The following is a 16,863-nucleotide window of genomic DNA, read 5'->3' on the forward strand; positions in this document are numbered from 1 at the left end:
CAGCGCGAACCGAGCCAAGTGCCCGCGGCCAGGCGTCCGAACTGCCGGCGCGTAAGAGGGTTCGCACGACTGATTCCCGCTCGATCGGTGGGCATGTCGATACTCCTTTCGAAGAGCCAGAGTAGACCCCACCCGTCTGCGGCGCTATAGGCAAGAACGCCACTTTTAGTATCATTATTGCCATGCGGATCCACGTTCTCGCCCTCGATGGTGTCTTCGATCTGGGTTTGTCCGCCGTTCTCGACGCCTTTCAGACGGCAAACGAGCTGATGGATGTGTCGGGGCTCGACATGCCCCGATTCGAGCTTTCGATCGTGGGAGTTCGCAAGGCAGTCAAGACCTCACACGGGCTCCACGTCCCGGCTCAGAAAGAAGGCATTCGGGCGCCGGACTGCGTCGTGGTTCCGGCGATCGGGTACAAGATGCCTGATCCACTGGAGGCGGCTCTCGCCCGGCCGGACGTCCAGGATGCGGCCGCGTTGCTTCGACACTGGGCCGGCGGCGGCGCCACGATGACCGCCGCCTGCATCGGAACCTTCGTGATGGCCGAATCCGGCCTCCTCGACCATCATCGTGCCACCACCACCTGGTGGCTGGCGCCTCTGTTCCGCAAGCGTTATCCCGAGGTATTGCTGGACGAATCGAACATGATCGTGAAATCGGGTCCCGTCGTCACCGCGGGAGCCGCCTTGAGTCACATGGACCTCGCCCTTTGGCTCGTACGAGGCGTCAGTCCGCAGCTCGCGTCTCTCACGGCGAAATACCTCATCGTCGACTCGAGGCCGTCCCAATCTGCCTACGCGCTGACGGATCATCTGATCTACTCCGATCCGATCGTCGAGCGCTTCGAGACCTGGGCCCGCGGGCGGCTCGCCCAAGGGTTCTCACTCGACGAAGCGGCAAAGGCGGCAGGAGCGAGCAAGAGGACGCTCGCGCGCCGCATGCAGGCTGTGCTCGGGAAATCCCCGCTGTCCTATGTCCAGAGTCTGCGGCTCGAGCGAGCGGTGCATCTTTTGAGAACGGGTAACGCGAGCGTCGATGAGGTGGCCTTGCGGGTCGGATACTCCGACGGCGCGACTCTGAGAGCTCTTCTCCGCCGTCGGCTCAATCTCGGGATCAAGGAGATCCGAAGAGTTCCCTGGAAAGAATCACCTTCCGGGAAAACCGATCGACTATAAGCGTGATCAGTAATGATAACGAGCTTGGAGAAAATCGATTCGTTCGTGCCGAACGAGGTACACGACGCGATGCTCCTGAGTCAGGCGACGCGACCAAAGGCCGGAGCCGAGATGCTTCAAGGGCTCGGGTTTTCCGACACCCTGGTATGGGTCGCGCAAGACCTCTTCGACGATATGCAGGCAGCGGAGAGCGGTCTTGCGGTCGTTCTGGACCCAGAACTGTAGGTCCTCGAGAAACTCCTTTTGAAAGACCGCCTCCCGCCGCTTACTCGGCTTCGCGGTCAATCGCCATCTCTTGCTTCAGCTCGTTTAGCGACCGGCTCCTGCCGCCACCCCTGAGGGCCCGACGGAGCGCACTCATGAGACGCCGTGCGTTCTTGGGCGACCGGAGCAGGTGCGCTGTCTCGAGAAGCCCCGCGAGTTCGTCGGCGGCCACGAGCGCGACGTCAGCGTGTCCTCGGCGGCTGATGATGACGGCATCCCGATCCTCCTCGACCGCACGCCATAGATCGGCGAAGCGCTCACGGGCCCTACTATAGGTTGTTTTGATCGTCATAATACTTGTACAACAACACTGTACAAGTACCGAGAAGGCGCTGTCAAGTCTTCGTGTGGTCCAAAGCGAAGGCTCGAGGCAGTTTTGGACGTAGACGAGACACCTTGATGGTTTCCGCCGGCCAATCGAAGATGCATACCGTCCATGACCGCGCCCACAAGCGTTCGCTTCGAGGGCCGGTCCCTGGTAGGAGGAGCGGCTCAGCTGGCGCCCCGAGGAGCCTCGGCTCTAGCGCAGGCGGGCGCAGGGGGCGTGACGGAAACAGCTCACCACATGGTCGTTCACCAGGCCCGTGGCCTGCATGTGGGCATAGATGATGGTGCTGCCGACGAATGTGAATCCGCGCGCTTTCAGGTCTCGGCTGAGAACGTCGGATTCCTTCGTTTTCGCCGGAATGTCCTTCATCGTTCGACGGCGGTTGACCTTGGGTTTTCCGCGGACGAAGCGCCACACGTAGGCATCGAAGCTGCCGAACTCTTTTTGAACTTCGAGGAAAGCGCGGGCGTTTTGAACGGCGCCCCGAATCTTCAGGCGGTTGCGTACGATGCCCGCGTCCTGGAGAAGAGCCGAGATTCGGTCTTCGCCGAACCGAGCGACCTTGCGAGGATCGAACCGGGCGAATGCCATGCGATAGGCCTCTCTCTTGTTGAGGATCGTGGCCCACGAGAGTCCCGCCTGGGCACCTTCGAGCACGAGAAACTCGAAATGCCGGCGGTCGTCGTGCACCGGAACGCCCCACTCCCGGTCATGGTAGTCGATGTAGGCCTCGTTCCCCTTCTCGGCCCAGGCACATCGCTTGCGCTCCACCTTCATCTCATTCGGCGTCGCGGGCGAGCCGGATTCCCAGAAACTGCCAGCGAGAGGCCGGGTAGAAGAAATTCCGGTAGCTGGGCCTGATGTGTTTGGCGGATGTGGCGAAAGAGCCGCCCCGCGACACCATCTGATTGCACATGAACTTGCCGTTGTATTCTCCGAGAGCGCCATCCGCCGGGCGATAGCCGTGGTAAGGGAGATAAGCGCTTTGCGTCCACTCCCACAGGTCTCCGTACATTTGTGCCGGACCGTTTCCGTTCTGACCCCGTGGCGGGCCGGCGGGCCGATAACGGCCGTTCTCCGAGAGATTGCCCTCGATCGGCAGAGAGGAAGCGGCGACCTCCCACTCTGCCTCGCTCGGTAGCCGCATTCCTCGCCAGCGGGCATAAGCCTCCGCCTCGTAATAGCTGACGTGGCAGACCGGGGCGTTGGGGTCGACCGGTCGCAGTCCGTAGAGACTCATTTGCCACCAGGTGCCCGAGCGGCGCTCCCAGTACATGGGCGCTTGCCAGCGCTCGTTCTGCACGACGGCCCATCCGTCGCTGAGCCATAGGTCGGACCGCTGGTATCCTCCGCTGGACATGAACTCCATGTACTCACCGGCGGTCACGAGACGAGAAGCCAGCTCGAAGGCGTGTACGAACTGCCGGTGGCGCGGGTACTCGTTGTCGAATGCGAAGCCTTCACCCTCGTGGCCAATCCAGTAAATGCCCTCGGGATACCCGTGCCACCGCATCGGCTCCGCCGCCGCCACTGGCGGGAGCTCGTCCTCGGCGTAGCGAGGCTTCAGCGGGTTCGAAGCGTAGACATGAAGGATGTCGGTCATGATCAATTCCTGGTGCTGTTGCTCGTGATGAAGTCCGACGGTCAGGATCCCCGCCTTTCGGTCGAGCTCCTCGGTCGATGCCGTGTCGAGGAAGCGGCGCACACTGGCGTCCACCGCATGACGGTAGTCGACGACCTCGTCGAGAGAAGGCCTGGAGATGAGACCACGCCGAACCCGAGGGTGTTGAGCTCCTACCGCGTTGTAGTAAGAGTTGAAGAGGACCTTGTACTCCTCGCGAACGATCCGGTGACCCGAGAAGCCTTCTAGCAGGAAGGTCTCGAAAAACCAGGTCGTATGACCGAGATGCCACTTGGTTGGACTCGCGTCGGGCATCGATTGAACTTGGGCGTCCTCGGAACGGATGGGGGCGGCGAGTGCCTCGGTCTCCGAGCGAACTTCTACATACTGGTCCCATGAAGCAACGTCGTGATTGGACATTGCGTCAGCTTATCTTAAGCGGGGCCAAAGACTCGAATGCCGAAACGGCGCTTTCCTGGGCGAGAAGAAAATCGAGCTGATCCTTGCCCTCGAGGAGGCAATGTCTGGCGAAACCATCGAGCGCAAAGCCGACCGAGCGCCCCCCGGGGAGTGCGATCGTCTGGCTCTCGAGATCGATCAAAAGCGTCCAACCCGGATTGTCGAGCAGGCTCCGGTGCGTTTCCGCGTCCACCTCCACGGGCAAGAGACCGTTCTTCACCGCGTTGCCCTTGAAGATGTCCGCGATCGAGACGCTCACCACCGCCCTGAAACCGAACCCGATGAGCGCCCACGGAGCGTGCTCACGCGAGGATCCGCAGCCGAAATTCTCCCCCGCGACGAGAATCTTAGCTCCTCGGGCGTCGTCGCGATTCAGAACGAAACCGGGATCCTCTCGCCAGTCGGCGAAGAGCTTTTCCCCCAGTCCCTCCTTCGTCGTCACCGTGAGAAACCGAGCGGGAATGATCTGGTCGGTATCGATGTTGTCGATCGGGAGAACGACCGTGCGGGACTCGAGGATTCGAAACGGCTCCATTCTCAGTCCATCATCGGCCGGGGATCGGCGATCGCTCCGGTGACCGCGGTCGCCGCCGCCGTCAAGGGGCTCGCCAGGATCGTGCGGCCGCCCTTTCCCTGGCGCCCTTCGAAATTGCGATTGCTGGTGCTCACCGCGATCTGTCCCGGAGCAAGCTCGTCGCCGTTCATCGCGATGCACATCGAACAGCCTGGCTCCCGCCATTCGGCGCCCGCCTCGATGAAGATCTTGTCCAGCCCCTCGTCGACGGCGCGGCGCTTGACTTCCTGAGAGCCCGGCACGACCAGGGCCCGTACGCCGGGGGCCACCTTTCTGCCCTTCATCACCGAGGCCGCCATCCGGAGATCGCTGAGGCGGGCGTTGGTGCAGCTCCCGATGAAAACGACGTCGACGGGCTTTCCCACGAGTCGCTCGCCCGCTGAAAGCCCCATATACCGCAGTGACTTATCGACAGCATCTCGGGGAATGGGCTCGCTCAGGCCGATGGTCATCCCCGGGTTGGTGCCATAGGTGATCATCGGCTCGAGTGCGGAGGCATCGAGCACCATGCTCTTGTCGTAGACGGCATCCTCGTCGGTTGCGAGACTCTGCCAATCGACGAGCGCCCGCTCCCAGGCTTCACCCCGGGGCACCCGAGGCCGGCCCGCGAGGTACTGGAATGTCGTATCGTCCGGCGCGATGAGCCCCGCCCGGGCACCGGCCTCGATGGACATATTGCACACCGTCATGCGGGCCTCCATCGGTAGGGCCTCGATTGCGCTCCCGGTGTACTCGATGACGTGGCCCAATCCGCCGTCGACACCAACGACGCGGATCACCGCGAGAATCAAATCTTTCGCCGTGACACCCGGGCCGAGCGTCCCCTCCACCCGCACCTCGAAGGTCTTCGGCTTCTGCTGGAGCAAACACTGGGTAGCAAGCACATGCCCCACTTCGGTCGTACCGATCCCAAAGGCCCACGCCCCCAAGGCTCCGTGAGTCGCCGTATGGCTGTCACCACAGACGATAGTCATGCCCGGCTGCGTGAGCCCGAGCTCCGGTCCGATTACATGGACGATGCCCTGTCGGTCGTCACCCAGGGGGTACAGCTCGATGCCGAACTCTTCGCAGTTTCGTCTGAGGGCCTCCACCTGCTCTCTCGTTTGCGCGTTCGCGTAGCGGGGGATGCCACCGTCGAAGAGCGTCGGGGTCGAATGATCCATGGTGGCAACGGTGCGCTCGGGCCTCCGCACTTTGATGCCGCGACGCCTGAGCTCCTGGAAAGCTTGCGGGGAGGTCACCTCGTGGATCAGGTGCAGGTCGATGTAAACCACGGCAGGATGATCGTGGGTCGCCGGAAGGACGACGTGCCGACGCCAGAGCTTCTCGAAGAGCGTGAAGGCCAGAGGCGCTCCTCTACTAGTGCTCACTACCGTGGCGGGACCTGTAATCGATCGAGCCGCCACGGCTCGGGCTGACTACGGCGCGGCAAGCGCGCCGGGCTCGCTCCGCTCGCGCAGGGTGGGTTAAGTTTTTCATCACCCTGCTACTGCCCGAACACGTCGACGAGCTCTTTCTCCCCGTCGCGCGCCGCGACCACGCGATTGATGACCCGAAGGAACGCGTCGGCGCTCGCCCTCATGATGTCATTCCCGACGGCGCGACCCTGGTGTCGTTTTCCCAGCTCTTCAATGTCGACCAAGACCTCGCCGCGCCCGTCGAGACCGGAGGTGAGACCGCGGACCCGATAGTCCATAAGCGCGAGCTCCGTTCCGCTCGCCCGCCCGATGGCGCGGAAAATGGCCTCGACCGGACCGCTGCCGCAGGCCGCCTCCTTGACCGAACGGCCCGAGCTGTGCTTGAGGCAGATGGTAGCGGTGGACCCCGACTCCGTGCCCGAGCTCAGATGGAGATCGACGAGCTCCCAGGTGTCGGAGCAGGGTGAGCTCGCCCCGCTCATGAGCGCGCGAAGATCCTCGTCCACGACTTCTTTCTGCGCGTCGGCGAGCTCCTTGAACGCGACGAAGATCCGATCGAGCTCCCGGTTGTCGATCCGATAACCGAGCTCCTCGAGACGTTTGCGCAGCGCGTGTCGACCGCTGTGTTTGCCGAGCACCAGGGAGTTGGTCGAAAGTCCGACGTCCTCGGGCTTCATGATCTCGTAGGTCGCTCGGTTCTGGATGACCCCGTGCTGATGAATGCCGGCTTCGTGCGCGAAAGCGTTCTGACCCACGATGGCCTTGTTGCGTTGCACCACGAGTCCGGTGATCTGACTCAGGAGACGACTCGAAGGACAGATCCGTGTCGTGTCGATTCCCGTCGTCAGCCCATAGAGGTCGCGGCGTGTCCGGAGGCTCATGACGACTTCCTCGAGCGAGCAGTTGCCCGCGCGCTCGCCGATGCCGTTGATGGTGCATTCCACCTGACGAGCGCCGGCCGCGAGCGCCGCGAGACTGTTGGCGACGGCGAGCCCGAGATCGTTGTGACAGTGCACGCTCAGAACGGCTCGTTCGATGTTCGATACGTGTCGCTTCAGGTACTGGATCCGGTCGGCGAACTCCGAAGGCATCGCGTAGCCGACGGTGTCGGGGATGTTGACCGTGGTGGCACCGGCTTCAATGGCTTTCTCGACGACTTCGGCAAGGAAATCGAGCTCGGTTCGAGACGCATCCTCGGGGGAGAACTCGACATCGTCACAGAGCTCACGCGCCATCTGCACACTCTCCGCGGCTCGGCGCACGATCTCTTCCTTTGCCATAGCCAGCTTGAACTCGCGGTGGATCGCGCTCGTGGCGAGAAAGACGTGGATGCGAGCCCGAGGGGCTTCTTTCAGCGCTTCCCAGGCCCGATGGATGTCATTCGTCTGGCATCGTGCCAGTCCGGCGATGATGGGCCCCTCGACGAGTCGTGCGACCTCACGCACCGCCTCGAAATCCCCGTTCGAGGCGATGGGAAAGCCAGCTTCGATGACGTCCACCCCGAGCTCGGCAAGAGCGCGTGCCATCTTGAGCTTGCCGTTGAGGTCCATGCTCGCGCCCGGGGACTGCTCACCGTCTCGGAGCGTCGTATCGAAAATCACCACATGATTTCGATCCATTGCGGCACCTCGCTTCAAACGTTTAGAAACATGCCTCTTAGTTCACTTACCGACCGATAGGTAAACTAACGCAAGCTCCTGCGGTTGTCAACCCGGATTGGCTTGCCCAATACTGCATTTTGATGCCAGTCCTCGGGATCGACGCCGGAGCCACCAAAACCGAATGCTGGTTTGCCGACGACGAAGGGGCTCTGCTCAATCGGGCTCGGGGACCCGGCGTTAACTTCCAGCTCATCGAGGAGGACGAGATCGAGTTCACCCTGGACGCCCTCATCCGTCAAACCGTCGGCGCGCGCCCCCTCCCGGTGGATTGCGTTTGCGTCGGTATGGCGGGTGCGGGACGAGAGCGAGATTTCACCGCCATGCGGACCATCTTCGATCGACTGCGACTCGCGCGGGAGGTCGTCGTGACCCATGATGCACGCATCGCTCTCGTCGCCGGAGCGGGTAAGGCGCTGGGCCTCGTCCTGATCGTGGGAACGGGCGCCGCAGCTTATGGTGTGAACGCGCGCGGTGCGACGGCTCGCGCGGGAGGATGGGGTCCTTTGCTCGGCGACGAGGGGAGCGCCTATTGGATGGGGGTCAGTACGCTGCGGGCCGTCATGCGCGCCTACGACGGCCGAGCACAACCCACGCTTCTGGAAGATCTGGTGCTGTCACAGCTCGGCTTGAGCCACGTCGAGGCGATCGTGCACCGCGTCTACCGGGAGATGAGGCGCGATGAGATCGCGGCGCTTGCCCCACTGGTTCAGCGGGCCGCGGATCTCGGTGACGCCGGCGCGCAAAGCATCGTCGATCAAGCCGTGCATGAGTTCGTTCGGGCCGCCGAATCGGTGATTGGCAAGCTCGATCTAGCGGGTGAGAATTTTCGTCTGGTTCTCTCCGGCGGGCTCTGGAAAGCGGTGCCGGTCCTGCAGCAGGATTTCGAGAAACTGATCAAGAAAGTGGCTCCCTGGGCCCAAGTGGCGGCGCTCGCGGTGGAGCCCGCTCACGGCGCGATCCGTCTCGCGCTCGATCATCTGAGGAGGAAGGAGCGCTGACGACGAATGAGTCACTCGAGTACTGCTCTCAAATCTCCTGACTCCCGCGCGAGTCGTGCTCGGGCTTCAGCTGCCGAGACTGCCAATCGACCCATGACCACCGCCGTCTTGACGTTCTGAGCCGCGGCAACCAAAAGCGTCTCGGCGGTAGCGCGGTCGACTCCCGCGACCGAAGCGATGATCCTGATAGCTCGGTCGCGAAGCTTTCGCGAACCGGGTTTCAGGTCGACCATGTAGGGTCCGAAAACTTTCCCGACATGAATCATCGCGAGCAGCGTCACCTGGTTGAGCACGAGCTTCGTGGCGGTGCCGGCTTTCATCCGCGTCGAGCCGGCCAGAAGCTCGGGACCCACCGCGGGCGCGATGACGACGTCAGCCAGACGACGGACGCGGGGCCCGCAGGTCACTAACACCGTTCCTGCGCCGCCGCGGCTCGCGCGAACGAGTGCTTCGCGCACGAAAGGCGTGATGCTGCTCGCGGAAATCCCGATCACGAGGTCTTTCGAGCCGAGCCGGTGCCTCCGCAGGGCATGCCACGCGTCGTCTGCGCGATCCTCGGCTCCCTCCTTCGAGCGAAAGACCGCTTCGCGCCCGCCGGCAACGATCGCGACGATGCGATCCGGGTCGGTTCCGAAAGTGGGCGGACACTCGGCGGCTTCCAACACCCCGAGACGTCCGCTCGTCCCGGCGCCGACATAGAAGACGCGCCCGTTACGCAGCAACGTCGTCGCGAGTCGCCTTGCGGCGCGCTCGATCGCCGCGGCTTCGTCGTGAACCGCTTTCACCACGACCCGATCCTCTCGAGCGAGCAGGTCGAGCAGTTTTCGAGGCGGCAGGAGATCGAGGTTCGTGGCCGCAGGGTGAACCGCTTCCGTGGGAAGTGATTCGAAGAGGTGCCGCTTCGACATCAAGAGAGAAACGTTCCGCCGCGGTAGTCCTCGAACGCCCTTTGGATCTCCTCCCGCGTATTCATCACGAACGGTCCGTAGCGTGCGACCGGCTCGCCGAGCGGCTTCGCGGCGACGAGGAGCGCGCGCATCGGTTGGCCGCTGGCCACGATCTCCACGGTGTCGCTCGAGCCTCGTGAGAGGACGGCGAGCTGCCCCCGTTCGATCCGCTTTCCCCCCACAATCCCTTCCCCTTCGAAGATGTAAACGAAGGCGTTGTGTGCCTTCGGCACGGGCTGAACGACGCTCGCCTTCGCGGGCACGACGATGTCGAGATAGAGCGGAGACGTCGCGATTCCGGTGACCGGGCCCACGACACCCTCTACGACGCCGGCGACTACGCGAATTCGTGATCCATCGACGCGGGTAAGCTCGGGGATGCGCTCAGCGGGGATGTCCTGATAACGGGGCGCTGTCATCTTGTCACGTGACGGCAGGTTGACCCACAGCTGGAATCCCCACATCAGACCCTGCTCCTGGAGAGGCATCTCCGAATGAATGATGCCGCGGCCCGCGGTCATCCATTGGACGGAGCCCGGGCCGAGCTCGCCTCGAGCGCCGGTATGATCTTCGTGGCGCATACGACCTGCCAGCATGTACGTGACCGTCTCGAAACCTCGGTGGGGGTGATCGGGAAATCCGGCGACGTAATCCGCACCGTCCTCGGAATGGAACTCGTCGAGAAGAAGGAACGGATCATGGTAGTCGAGGGCCGGTGTTCCCAGGCTTCGGCGGATTCTGACGCCGGCGCCTTCGAGCGCTTCCTGAGCCGTGACGATTTGTTTGACTTCGCGATGGGTCATCGGTGGATCCTTTGGGAAAATACGCTCCATGTTAGCGTCATCGGGCCGATGTGCGCTAAGATTCGCGGGAAGGGTGCATGAGCGAATAGGAGGCTCATCATGCTTCGGGGAGCTCTTGCCACCTTCACGGTTGTAGCGACGTTTGCGCCTTTCCTGTTGAGTCCGAGCGAGAGCGAGGCGGCGCATGGACATCGTCACCGTTACCACCGCCATCACCTTCGGCGTGTGGAGTGACGGAGGCAACCTGCACCCTTCGCCTCTAACGCCGGCATCGCGGGCAGACGGCCCGCCTAGCGGATGAGGTTGTCGGTAAAACCAAGCGCTACGAGTCTCTCATAGGCATTCCACACCTCGTCGGGAATCGGTTGCGGGATCTGAAATCCCTTCTCGGGGTAGATCCGGATTCTTTGAAGGTCGCCCACCATGATGTGTATGACTCGCTCCACGGGAATCTCGTCGTTCGGATAGTCGTCGAAGGAAATCTGCGGTGAGGTCACGATCGCCTCCTTCTCGGGCCACATTTTCTTGAATGTCGCGTAGGTCCTTCGCTCCATGTACGGCTTCTGGACGAGGATGAAACGATCGGGATCGAGTCCCATACCGTCGAGGAGCTCGCGGGTGTAACGCACGTTCTCACCGGTATTCGTCGATCGGGTCTCGAGAAGAATGGCATCCTCGGGTACGCCCTTCTCACGAGCGATACGGGCAAACTTCACCGCCTCGGGCTCGGCCCAAAGGTCTCTCGTGAGGTTCCCGAGCCCGCCCGAGAACACGATGCGAGGGGCGAGACCGTCGGCATAGAGCTCGGCGCCGCGCTCGGCGACGCGGAGGTCATGGCTTCCCAGAACGAGGATGATGTCGGCAGTCACGATCCGGTGGCCCATCTGGTGATAGTGCCAAACGATGCGCGCGAGGTTTTCGACTTCAGCACTCAGCACGCCGTGATTTCCTCCCAACATATGATAGAGGCGTGCGCGTCGCAGTTCTTCTTGCCAGCTCGGCCCTCGCAATGAGCTGCGCTTCTCCCGTGCCGCCGGCGGATCTCGTCTTCGTGAGAGGCAGCATCTTCGGTGCCGAAGAGGCCGTCGCGCTCGCGGTCGACGAGGGTCGCATCGTGTCGATTGGCGGAGAATCCGCGGTCCGCGATTACATGGGAAGGGGCACGGGAGTGATCGACCTCGACGGCCGGATGCTCCTTCCGAGCTTCGCCGACGCTCACGTGCACCTTTACGCCGGCTCGGAAAGCCTCGATTGGCCGCTCATCAGAGAAGCCGCGTCCTACGAGGAGCTCCTCGATATCCTGCGCGTCCACGCCGTTTCAATGCCTCCGGGAGAGTGGCTGCAAGGTGTCGGATGGCGGCACCATATCGTGGATCCCGTGCGTCGAGCCGGAACGAACGATCTCGACTCCGCGTTTCCCGATCGCCCGGTGCGGCTGATTTCTCAAGAGGCGCGAGTCTGGGCTACCTCCGAAGCGATCGATGCGGGAGCGCCCGCGGAGCGAAGTCACGAGGAGCGACTTCGAATCCTCCGACGAGGAATCCGCTACGTTCACCGTTTCGGTATCACCGCCGTGGAGACATCGGGTCTTCTCTTCCCCGAGCCCCGCAACCTCTACTCGGAACTGCAGCGCCGAGGAGAGCTCGAGCTCCACGTCCATTTCTCGGAAACGTCGTCGCACGAAGCCGAGGTTTCCTCCGCGCTGGATGCGGCGGAGAGTCGTGGCACCCATCGCATCGACGGCGTGGTCCGACTCTCCCCCCACGATATCGATAGGCTGAGGACGCGACGCCTGCTGGTTCGAGTCCATCCCTTCAAGATCTCGCCCGACTGGATTCCCGTTCGACACCGCAAGGGTCGCGAGTTTCCCCTTCGCACCCTCGAGCGTACCGGAGTGCGCCTGGCGTTCGGGAGCGACTGGCCGCTCGCGAGCCTCGATCCGCTCGCCGGTATCGCGGCCGCCGTGACGCGACAAGACTTCGAGGGAAACCCCGAGAACGGCTGGCTTCCGGAAGAGAGGCTTTCCGTGGGCGAAGCCGTCTTCGCTTACACGGGTCGGCTTCCGCGAGTGGGAGAGTTGGCCGATCTCGCTGTCGTGTCTCAGGATCTCCTCGAGCTCCCCACGGAGCTGCTCGCGGCGGTAAAGGTCGACATGACCGTCTTCTCCGGCAAGATCGTCTACGTTTCAGAGAGTTTTCTGCCCGAGCTCGATTCCTCGGTTCGAGTGAGGCTACGCTGATCGCTCTGCTCTGAATCGAACATCTGTTGGACGAAGCGTCGCCCATCTTCGTAGCCGAGATCGCAGCCTTGTTCGAGGAGACGGCGATCCGTCGTCGTTCGCGTGACCGGCAGCCGTGCGGTCGGTCGTATCACCCGGATTCGAACGCCGCTCGGAGGCGAACGAGTCAACTCTGCCGCTTCCCGATATCGATGGTGGCGCTCGCGAAGTGCCCGGCGGATGGCAGAGCTCGAAGAGAAGAGGAAAGCGAGTCCCGGGGCAAACCGCTCCTGCGCTCGGCTCTCGATCGAGCTCGTAAGGACGACGACGATCTCGCGTGCACCGAGAGTCAAAGCCTTGCGAATGGGAACGGGATCGGAAACACCGCCGTCCACATAGCGGCTGCCCTGATAGAACACCTCGCCTCGGTAGAAAAACGGGAGGGCGCAGGTGGCGCGAAGAGCCGTGACGATGTCGTCCTCGTGGTTGGTCAGGTAGCGCGCTTCTCCCGTGTTCCAGTCGGTAACGCCCAGGTGAAGTCTCGTCTCGCTCTCCCGAAGCGCGTCGATGTCGAGGGGGCACAGCCGGAGCGTCACGTCGAAGGCGAGGTAATCGATGTCCATGATGCTTCCGCCCCGGAGCAATCGACGGAAACGGACCAGCTTGTCGCCGTCGAGAAAGTCGAGATAGACGCGACGGTTTCGCTCTGGCTGGCCGGCAAGATAAGAGGCCGCGGCGCAGGCCCCCGCCGAGCACGCGACGATCTGTGCAAAGCGAATTCGCTTCGATTCGGCGAGCGCTTCGAGGACTCCCGACGTATAGACGCCGCGCATACCGCCGCCTTCGAGTACGAGGACGGGCTCGGCAGGGTAGGTAGCCAACGGGACGCGCAGGCGCGGAGGTGAGCGGTCGCTCGACGTGGGGCGCTCGCGGTGGGCGTTTCGAGCGCCGTTTAATTCAGCCGGTCTTCGTCCCAGTCGTCATCCGAGTCGCCTTCCCAGCGGTCTAGCTCCTCGTCCTCGTCCTCGTCGTCGTCTTCGTCTTCGTCCTCGTCCTCGTCGTAGTCGTACTCCTCCTCGTACTCCTCCTCGTCGTCGAGATCGTCGTCATCCACGAGGTCATCCTCGAGCTCATCGTCCTCGTCGTCGGGCTCGTCGATGTCCTCGAGATCGTCGTCATCCGGCGGTTGGAACGAGGCTGAGCCGTCCTGATTGTCGGGCCCGGTGTACTTCATCGCCGAGAATTATACAGCACGAGGTTAGTACAAAAGGCAAGTGGCCCGGAGGCGGCGAAACGCCTCGACTCGAGGCCGCTCGCGCGAGACGATTTCGTCCACGCCGACTCCGGCCTCGATAGATTGCCTAGGTCGATCGGTGCCGAGCAGCCGATCCAGCCAGTATCCGTCACCGCGACGCACCCAGGAGAACGACTGAGGAAACAGATCACGGATAGTGGCGATCGCGCTGAGGCCGGTGCGAACGGCCTCGAAGTTTCTCGGCTCGTCGATTAGAAGCTTCACCCCGTGACAGGTCTCGTCACGATACTTCGGTTCGGGCGCAGCGGGAATGTCTCTCGGCACGAAGCTCGTCGGCTCGAAGCGCACACCGCGAAGACTCCGCCCCCGCATCGATTCGCTCAGGAGTGCTCGATCGATCCACGGGGCTCCTGCGCGCTCGAACGTCTCGTCGACACCACGTCCTTCCGAGACATTGATTCCCTCCAGGAGACCGAACGCGGGATAGGCGAGCGCGGACGTTACCGTGCGCAGGTTGGGGGACGGAGGGCGCCATGGCAGCCCGGTATCGCCCCAGAGCATCTCTCGCTTCCATCCCCGAACCGGAACCACTGTGAGCCGGAGAACCTCACCCCCGGGCATGGTGCGTTTGAAGAGATTCGCGAGCTCTCCGACCGTCATCCCATGGAGGAGAGGGATCTCGCTGATTCCGACGAATGAGCGAAACTCGGGATCGAGAATCGGACCTTCGACGCGCTCCCCTCCGTTCGGGTTCGGCCGATCCAGGACCAGGAACTCGATGTTGTTACGGGCCGCCGCCTCCATGGCGAGCTTCATCGTGCTGACGTACGTGTAGAACCGAACGCCGACGTCCTGGATGTCGAATACGAGAACGTCGATGCCGGAAAGCATTTCGTCCGTGGGCTGACGCGTCTCGCCGTAGAGGCTGAGCACGGGAGGAGCCGATGCGTCGGCGCCCCGCGAGGCAACGGGCTCACCGGCCGCGACATCACCGCGATATCCGTGCTCCGGTGCGAAGAGAGCGACCACGGAAAGCCCCAGGTCTTGCAAAACCTGCACCGCGGGAGTGCCGTCGAGGGCCACACCGGTATGGTTCGTGATGAGCCCGACGCGCTTTCCCGCGAGCAAGCTTCCATCCTCGCGGAGAACGTCGAGTCCCGGCGTTACCGAAGGTCCTCGGAGCGTGGTGGCGGCTAGAAGGCCCAGGGCGAGACAGCCGCCAAAGCCCTTCAATTCACTGGCTCGACCCAACCGTACGGGTCCGGCGCACGTCCCAAACGAATGTCGGTGAGCTGCCTCAGGAGCTCGGGCCCGATCGAACGTTCCTCGTCGGGTGGAAGGTCCATGACATCTTCCTCGCTGCCAATTCGTATGACCGGCGCGATCGTCGCCGCCGTCCCTGCCCCGAAGGCTTCGGAGAGCTTGCCGCTTTCGTGGGCGTCTCGTATCTCTTCAATGGAGATTCGCCGCTCGTCCACTCGAACGCTCATGGCCTCGAGGAGCGTGATGGCGCTCGAGCGGGTGACTCCGTGAAGGATGGTTCCCGAAAGAGCGGGCGTGACGGCAGCGCCGTCGATCACGAAGAAGATGTTCATCGTGCCGCATTCTTCCACGTAGCGATGTTCCTTGGCGTCGAGCCAGAGAACGTTGTGGTAACCCCTCTGTTGAGCCTGACGGGCCGCGTAGTAGCTCGCGGCATAGTTTCCCGCGGTCTTGGCCTCACCGGTTCCACCTTCGGCGGCCCTCACGAACTGGCGGGTGACCCAAAGCTTCACCGGCTCGGTGTAGTAAGGCCCAACCGGGCAGGTGAAAATGACGAACCGATAGGCGTCGGAGGGTTTGACGCCGATGTAATCGTCGTTCGCGAACATCAGCGGCCGGATGTAGAGAGAGCTTCCTTCCTTCGAGGGAATCCAGTCGGCATCGATCCGGATCAACTCTTTCAGACCGTCGAGGAACAATTCCTTGGGGATCTGAGGCATCACCATGCGTTCCGCCGAACGGTTCATTCGCGCGAAATTGTCACCGACCCGGAAAAGCACGGCTTTCCCGTGGATGTTTCGATAGGCCTTGAGTCCCTCGAAGATCGACTGACCGTAATGAAGCGCCGTGGTACAGGGGGAAAGGGTCATCGTGCCGAACGGGACGATTTCCGGAGGCTGCCAGGTTCCGTCTCGAAAGTCGGCCACCAGCATGTGGTCACTGAACACCCGGCCGAACGGAATATTGTCGAAATCCACCTGCGACAAACGAGACGCTTTCGTCCGTCTTACTTTGATCTCGCTGACCGTCGTCATGAGCTCACCTTCGTTCTAAATTGTTTGCATGCAACACCTTCGATTGGCCGTGCCGCTGCCTCATTGTACCGCGTTTGGCGACCCCATTGAATTGGGATCGCTTTCTCTATATAAGCTCACAATTTCGAGCGAATGAACGAAAGAACCAACGTCCTCGAGACACTCACTCTCCCGGAGACGAGTCCGCGAGGTCTCTTTAGACATTTCGGTCCCGGGATGATCTTGATGATGACCGGGATCGGCACGAGCCATCTGGTAACGGCACCGGTGGCCGGGGGACGATTCGAGTACGCGCTCCTTTGGGCGATTCTCGTGTCCTACGTCTTCAAGTACCACGGCTTCGAGATGGCTTTTCGTTTCACGAATGCGACGGGACGAAGCATGCTCGATGCCTACGCGACGGCCTGGAAGAAATGGCCCCTCTGGTATGTGCTCGTTGCGACGCTGCTCCAGTGCGCCATCGGACAGGCGGGACGACTGGCGGCAGCCGCTGCCGTTCTCTATTACTTCTTCCTGGATTATTTCGCCCTCGAGCTTCCGAGCTGGGTGTTCGGGCTCGTGCTTTCCGTCACGTCGGTGGTCATCATCTTGAGGGGTCACTATCGCGCCGTGGAGTGGGTGACGAAGGTGATGGCAGGAACTCTCGTGATCTCCACCGTTGGTGTCTACGTCGTCGATCCCGCACCTCTTTCTGGCCTCGCCCACTTCGTGATGTTCGAAGTGCCTCGAGGCTCGTGGCTCGTCCTGGCCGCGTTTCTCGGACTGCTCCCCACGGGCATCGATGTCTCGCTGCAGGCGTCCGAATGGGGCAAGGCCAAGAAGGCGGGCATGGGTAGAATTCG

General features: G+C 62.5%; 18 protein-coding genes. 4 read left to right on the plus strand and 14 right to left on the minus strand.

Annotation, left to right across the window (positions count from 1 at the left end; all coding sequences use genetic code 11):
* The first annotated feature begins 182 nt into the window (after window positions 1-182).
* Complete coding sequence (locus tag VEK15_22505; GenBank protein ID HXV63490.1) at window positions 183-1,178, plus strand: helix-turn-helix domain-containing protein; 996 nt, start codon at window positions 183-185, stop codon at window positions 1,176-1,178.
* Window positions 1,179-1,184: 6 nt separating this feature from the next.
* Here the strand turns inward: VEK15_22505 and VEK15_22510 are convergent, their stop codons facing one another.
* The 7 genes from VEK15_22510 to VEK15_22540 all read right to left on the minus strand — a co-directional run bounded on the left by VEK15_22510 (window position 1,185) and on the right by VEK15_22540 (window position 7,461).
* Window positions 1,185-1,463, minus strand: a complete 279-nt coding sequence (locus VEK15_22510) for a Txe/YoeB family addiction module toxin (protein HXV63491.1) — start codon at window positions 1,461-1,463, stop codon at window positions 1,185-1,187.
* Window positions 1,444-1,734 carry a type II toxin-antitoxin system prevent-host-death family antitoxin gene (locus VEK15_22515; GenBank protein ID HXV63492.1) on the minus strand — a complete coding sequence of 97 codons (291 nt, stop codon included), beginning with the start codon at window positions 1,732-1,734 and terminating at the stop codon, window positions 1,444-1,446. Before VEK15_22515 ends, VEK15_22510 begins: the two co-directional genes overlap by 20 nt.
* 228 nt (window positions 1,735-1,962) lie before the next feature.
* On the minus strand, window positions 1,963-2,547 hold the full coding sequence (locus VEK15_22520) for a DNA-3-methyladenine glycosylase I (protein ID HXV63493.1): 585 nt from the start codon (window positions 2,545-2,547) through the stop codon (window positions 1,963-1,965).
* A gap of 1 nt (window position 2,548) precedes the next feature.
* The gene (egtB, locus tag VEK15_22525) at window positions 2,549-3,811 is read right to left on the minus strand and encodes an ergothioneine biosynthesis protein EgtB (protein HXV63494.1); all 1,263 of its coding nucleotides are present in this window, start codon (window positions 3,809-3,811) and stop codon (window positions 2,549-2,551) included.
* 4 nt (window positions 3,812-3,815) lie between these two features.
* Window positions 3,816-4,385 (minus strand): 3-isopropylmalate dehydratase small subunit, encoded by a 570-nt coding sequence (gene leuD, locus VEK15_22530; GenBank protein ID HXV63495.1) that lies wholly within the window; start codon window positions 4,383-4,385, stop codon window positions 3,816-3,818.
* A 2-nt stretch (window positions 4,386-4,387) separates the two neighbouring features.
* Window positions 4,388-5,794 carry a 3-isopropylmalate dehydratase large subunit gene (gene leuC / locus VEK15_22535; GenBank protein ID HXV63496.1) on the minus strand — a complete coding sequence of 469 codons (1,407 nt, stop codon included), beginning with the start codon at window positions 5,792-5,794 and terminating at the stop codon, window positions 4,388-4,390.
* A gap of 116 nt (window positions 5,795-5,910) precedes the next feature.
* Complete coding sequence (locus VEK15_22540) at window positions 5,911-7,461, minus strand: 2-isopropylmalate synthase (protein HXV63497.1); 1,551 nt, start codon at window positions 7,459-7,461, stop codon at window positions 5,911-5,913.
* Between the two features lie 122 nt (window positions 7,462-7,583).
* Here VEK15_22540 and VEK15_22545 point away from each other — a divergent pair, with 122 nt between their 5' ends.
* Complete coding sequence (locus tag VEK15_22545; protein HXV63498.1) at window positions 7,584-8,501, plus strand: BadF/BadG/BcrA/BcrD ATPase family protein; 918 nt, start codon at window positions 7,584-7,586, stop codon at window positions 8,499-8,501.
* Window positions 8,502-8,512: 11 nt separating this feature from the next.
* Here the strand turns inward: VEK15_22545 and VEK15_22550 are convergent, their stop codons facing one another.
* The 3 genes from VEK15_22550 to VEK15_22560 all read right to left on the minus strand — a co-directional run bounded on the left by VEK15_22550 (window position 8,513) and on the right by VEK15_22560 (window position 11,189).
* Window positions 8,513-9,409, minus strand: coding sequence for an N-acetylmuramic acid 6-phosphate etherase (locus VEK15_22550; protein HXV63499.1), 897 nt, complete (start codon window positions 9,407-9,409; stop codon window positions 8,513-8,515).
* Entirely contained in the window at window positions 9,409-10,251 is an 843-nt protein-coding gene (locus VEK15_22555) for a pirin family protein (GenBank protein ID HXV63500.1), read from the minus strand. The genes VEK15_22550 and VEK15_22555 overlap by 1 nt, the downstream gene beginning before the upstream one ends.
* Window positions 10,252-10,541: 290 nt before the next feature.
* The gene (locus tag VEK15_22560; GenBank protein HXV63501.1) at window positions 10,542-11,189 is read right to left on the minus strand and encodes a YdcF family protein; all 648 of its coding nucleotides are present in this window, start codon (window positions 11,187-11,189) and stop codon (window positions 10,542-10,544) included.
* 32 nt (window positions 11,190-11,221) lie between these two features.
* On the opposite strand from VEK15_22560, the gene VEK15_22565 reads away from it, so the two are divergent.
* Window positions 11,222-12,490, plus strand: coding sequence for an amidohydrolase family protein (locus VEK15_22565; GenBank protein HXV63502.1), 1,269 nt, complete (start codon window positions 11,222-11,224; stop codon window positions 12,488-12,490).
* Here VEK15_22565 and VEK15_22570 read toward each other — a convergent pair.
* The 4 genes from VEK15_22570 to VEK15_22585 form a co-directional block, all read right to left on the minus strand.
* A complete protein-coding gene (locus tag VEK15_22570) occupies window positions 12,430-13,350 on the minus strand; it encodes a patatin family protein (GenBank protein HXV63503.1) in 921 nt (306 codons plus the stop codon). The genes VEK15_22565 and VEK15_22570 overlap by 61 nt on opposite strands.
* Window positions 13,351-13,421: 71 nt before the next feature.
* The gene (locus tag VEK15_22575) at window positions 13,422-13,703 is read right to left on the minus strand and encodes a hypothetical protein (protein ID HXV63504.1); all 282 of its coding nucleotides are present in this window, start codon (window positions 13,701-13,703) and stop codon (window positions 13,422-13,424) included.
* Window positions 13,704-13,727: 24 nt separating this feature from the next.
* Window positions 13,728-14,957, minus strand: a complete 1,230-nt coding sequence (locus tag VEK15_22580; GenBank protein HXV63505.1) for a DUF1343 domain-containing protein — start codon at window positions 14,955-14,957, stop codon at window positions 13,728-13,730.
* On the minus strand, window positions 14,954-16,021 hold the full coding sequence (locus VEK15_22585; protein ID HXV63506.1) for a branched-chain amino acid aminotransferase: 1,068 nt from the start codon (window positions 16,019-16,021) through the stop codon (window positions 14,954-14,956). The genes VEK15_22580 and VEK15_22585 overlap by 4 nt, the downstream gene beginning before the upstream one ends.
* A 132-nt stretch (window positions 16,022-16,153) precedes the next feature.
* Between VEK15_22585 and VEK15_22590 the strand changes: the two genes are divergently transcribed.
* Window positions 16,154-16,863: Nramp family divalent metal transporter (locus VEK15_22590; GenBank protein HXV63507.1), on the plus strand; the 710-nt coding region annotated here is incomplete at its 3' end.

The sequence above is a fragment of the Vicinamibacteria bacterium genome (genome assembly GCA_035620555.1).
In the GTDB taxonomy this organism is placed as follows: Bacteria; Acidobacteriota; Vicinamibacteria; order Marinacidobacterales; family SMYC01; genus DASPGQ01.

What these genes read in the sequence shown, in the direction of transcription:
- VEK15_22505 (HXV63490.1), top strand. Translation starts at nt 183, where the DNA reads ATGCGGATCCACGTTCTCGCCCTCGATGGTGTCTTCGATCTGGGTTTG.
- VEK15_22515 (HXV63492.1), bottom strand. Translation starts at nt 1,734, where the DNA reads ATGACGATCAAAACAACCTATAGTAGGGCCCGTGAGCGCTTCGCCGAT.
- VEK15_22520 (HXV63493.1), bottom strand. Translation starts at nt 2,547, where the DNA reads ATGAAGGTGGAGCGCAAGCGATGTGCCTGGGCCGAGAAGGGGAACGAG.
- egtB (HXV63494.1), bottom strand. Translation starts at nt 3,811, where the DNA reads ATGTCCAATCACGACGTTGCTTCATGGGACCAGTATGTAGAAGTTCGC.
- leuD (HXV63495.1), bottom strand. Translation starts at nt 4,385, where the DNA reads ATGGAGCCGTTTCGAATCCTCGAGTCCCGCACGGTCGTTCTCCCGATC.
- VEK15_22540 (HXV63497.1), bottom strand. Translation starts at nt 7,461, where the DNA reads ATGGATCGAAATCATGTGGTGATTTTCGATACGACGCTCCGAGACGGT.
- VEK15_22545 (HXV63498.1), top strand. Translation starts at nt 7,584, where the DNA reads ATGCCAGTCCTCGGGATCGACGCCGGAGCCACCAAAACCGAATGCTGG.
- VEK15_22550 (HXV63499.1), bottom strand. Translation starts at nt 9,409, where the DNA reads ATGTCGAAGCGGCACCTCTTCGAATCACTTCCCACGGAAGCGGTTCAC.
- VEK15_22555 (HXV63500.1), bottom strand. Translation starts at nt 10,251, where the DNA reads ATGACCCATCGCGAAGTCAAACAAATCGTCACGGCTCAGGAAGCGCTC.
- VEK15_22575 (HXV63504.1), bottom strand. Translation starts at nt 13,703, where the DNA reads ATGAAGTACACCGGGCCCGACAATCAGGACGGCTCAGCCTCGTTCCAA.
- VEK15_22585 (HXV63506.1), bottom strand. Translation starts at nt 16,021, where the DNA reads ATGACGACGGTCAGCGAGATCAAAGTAAGACGGACGAAAGCGTCTCGT.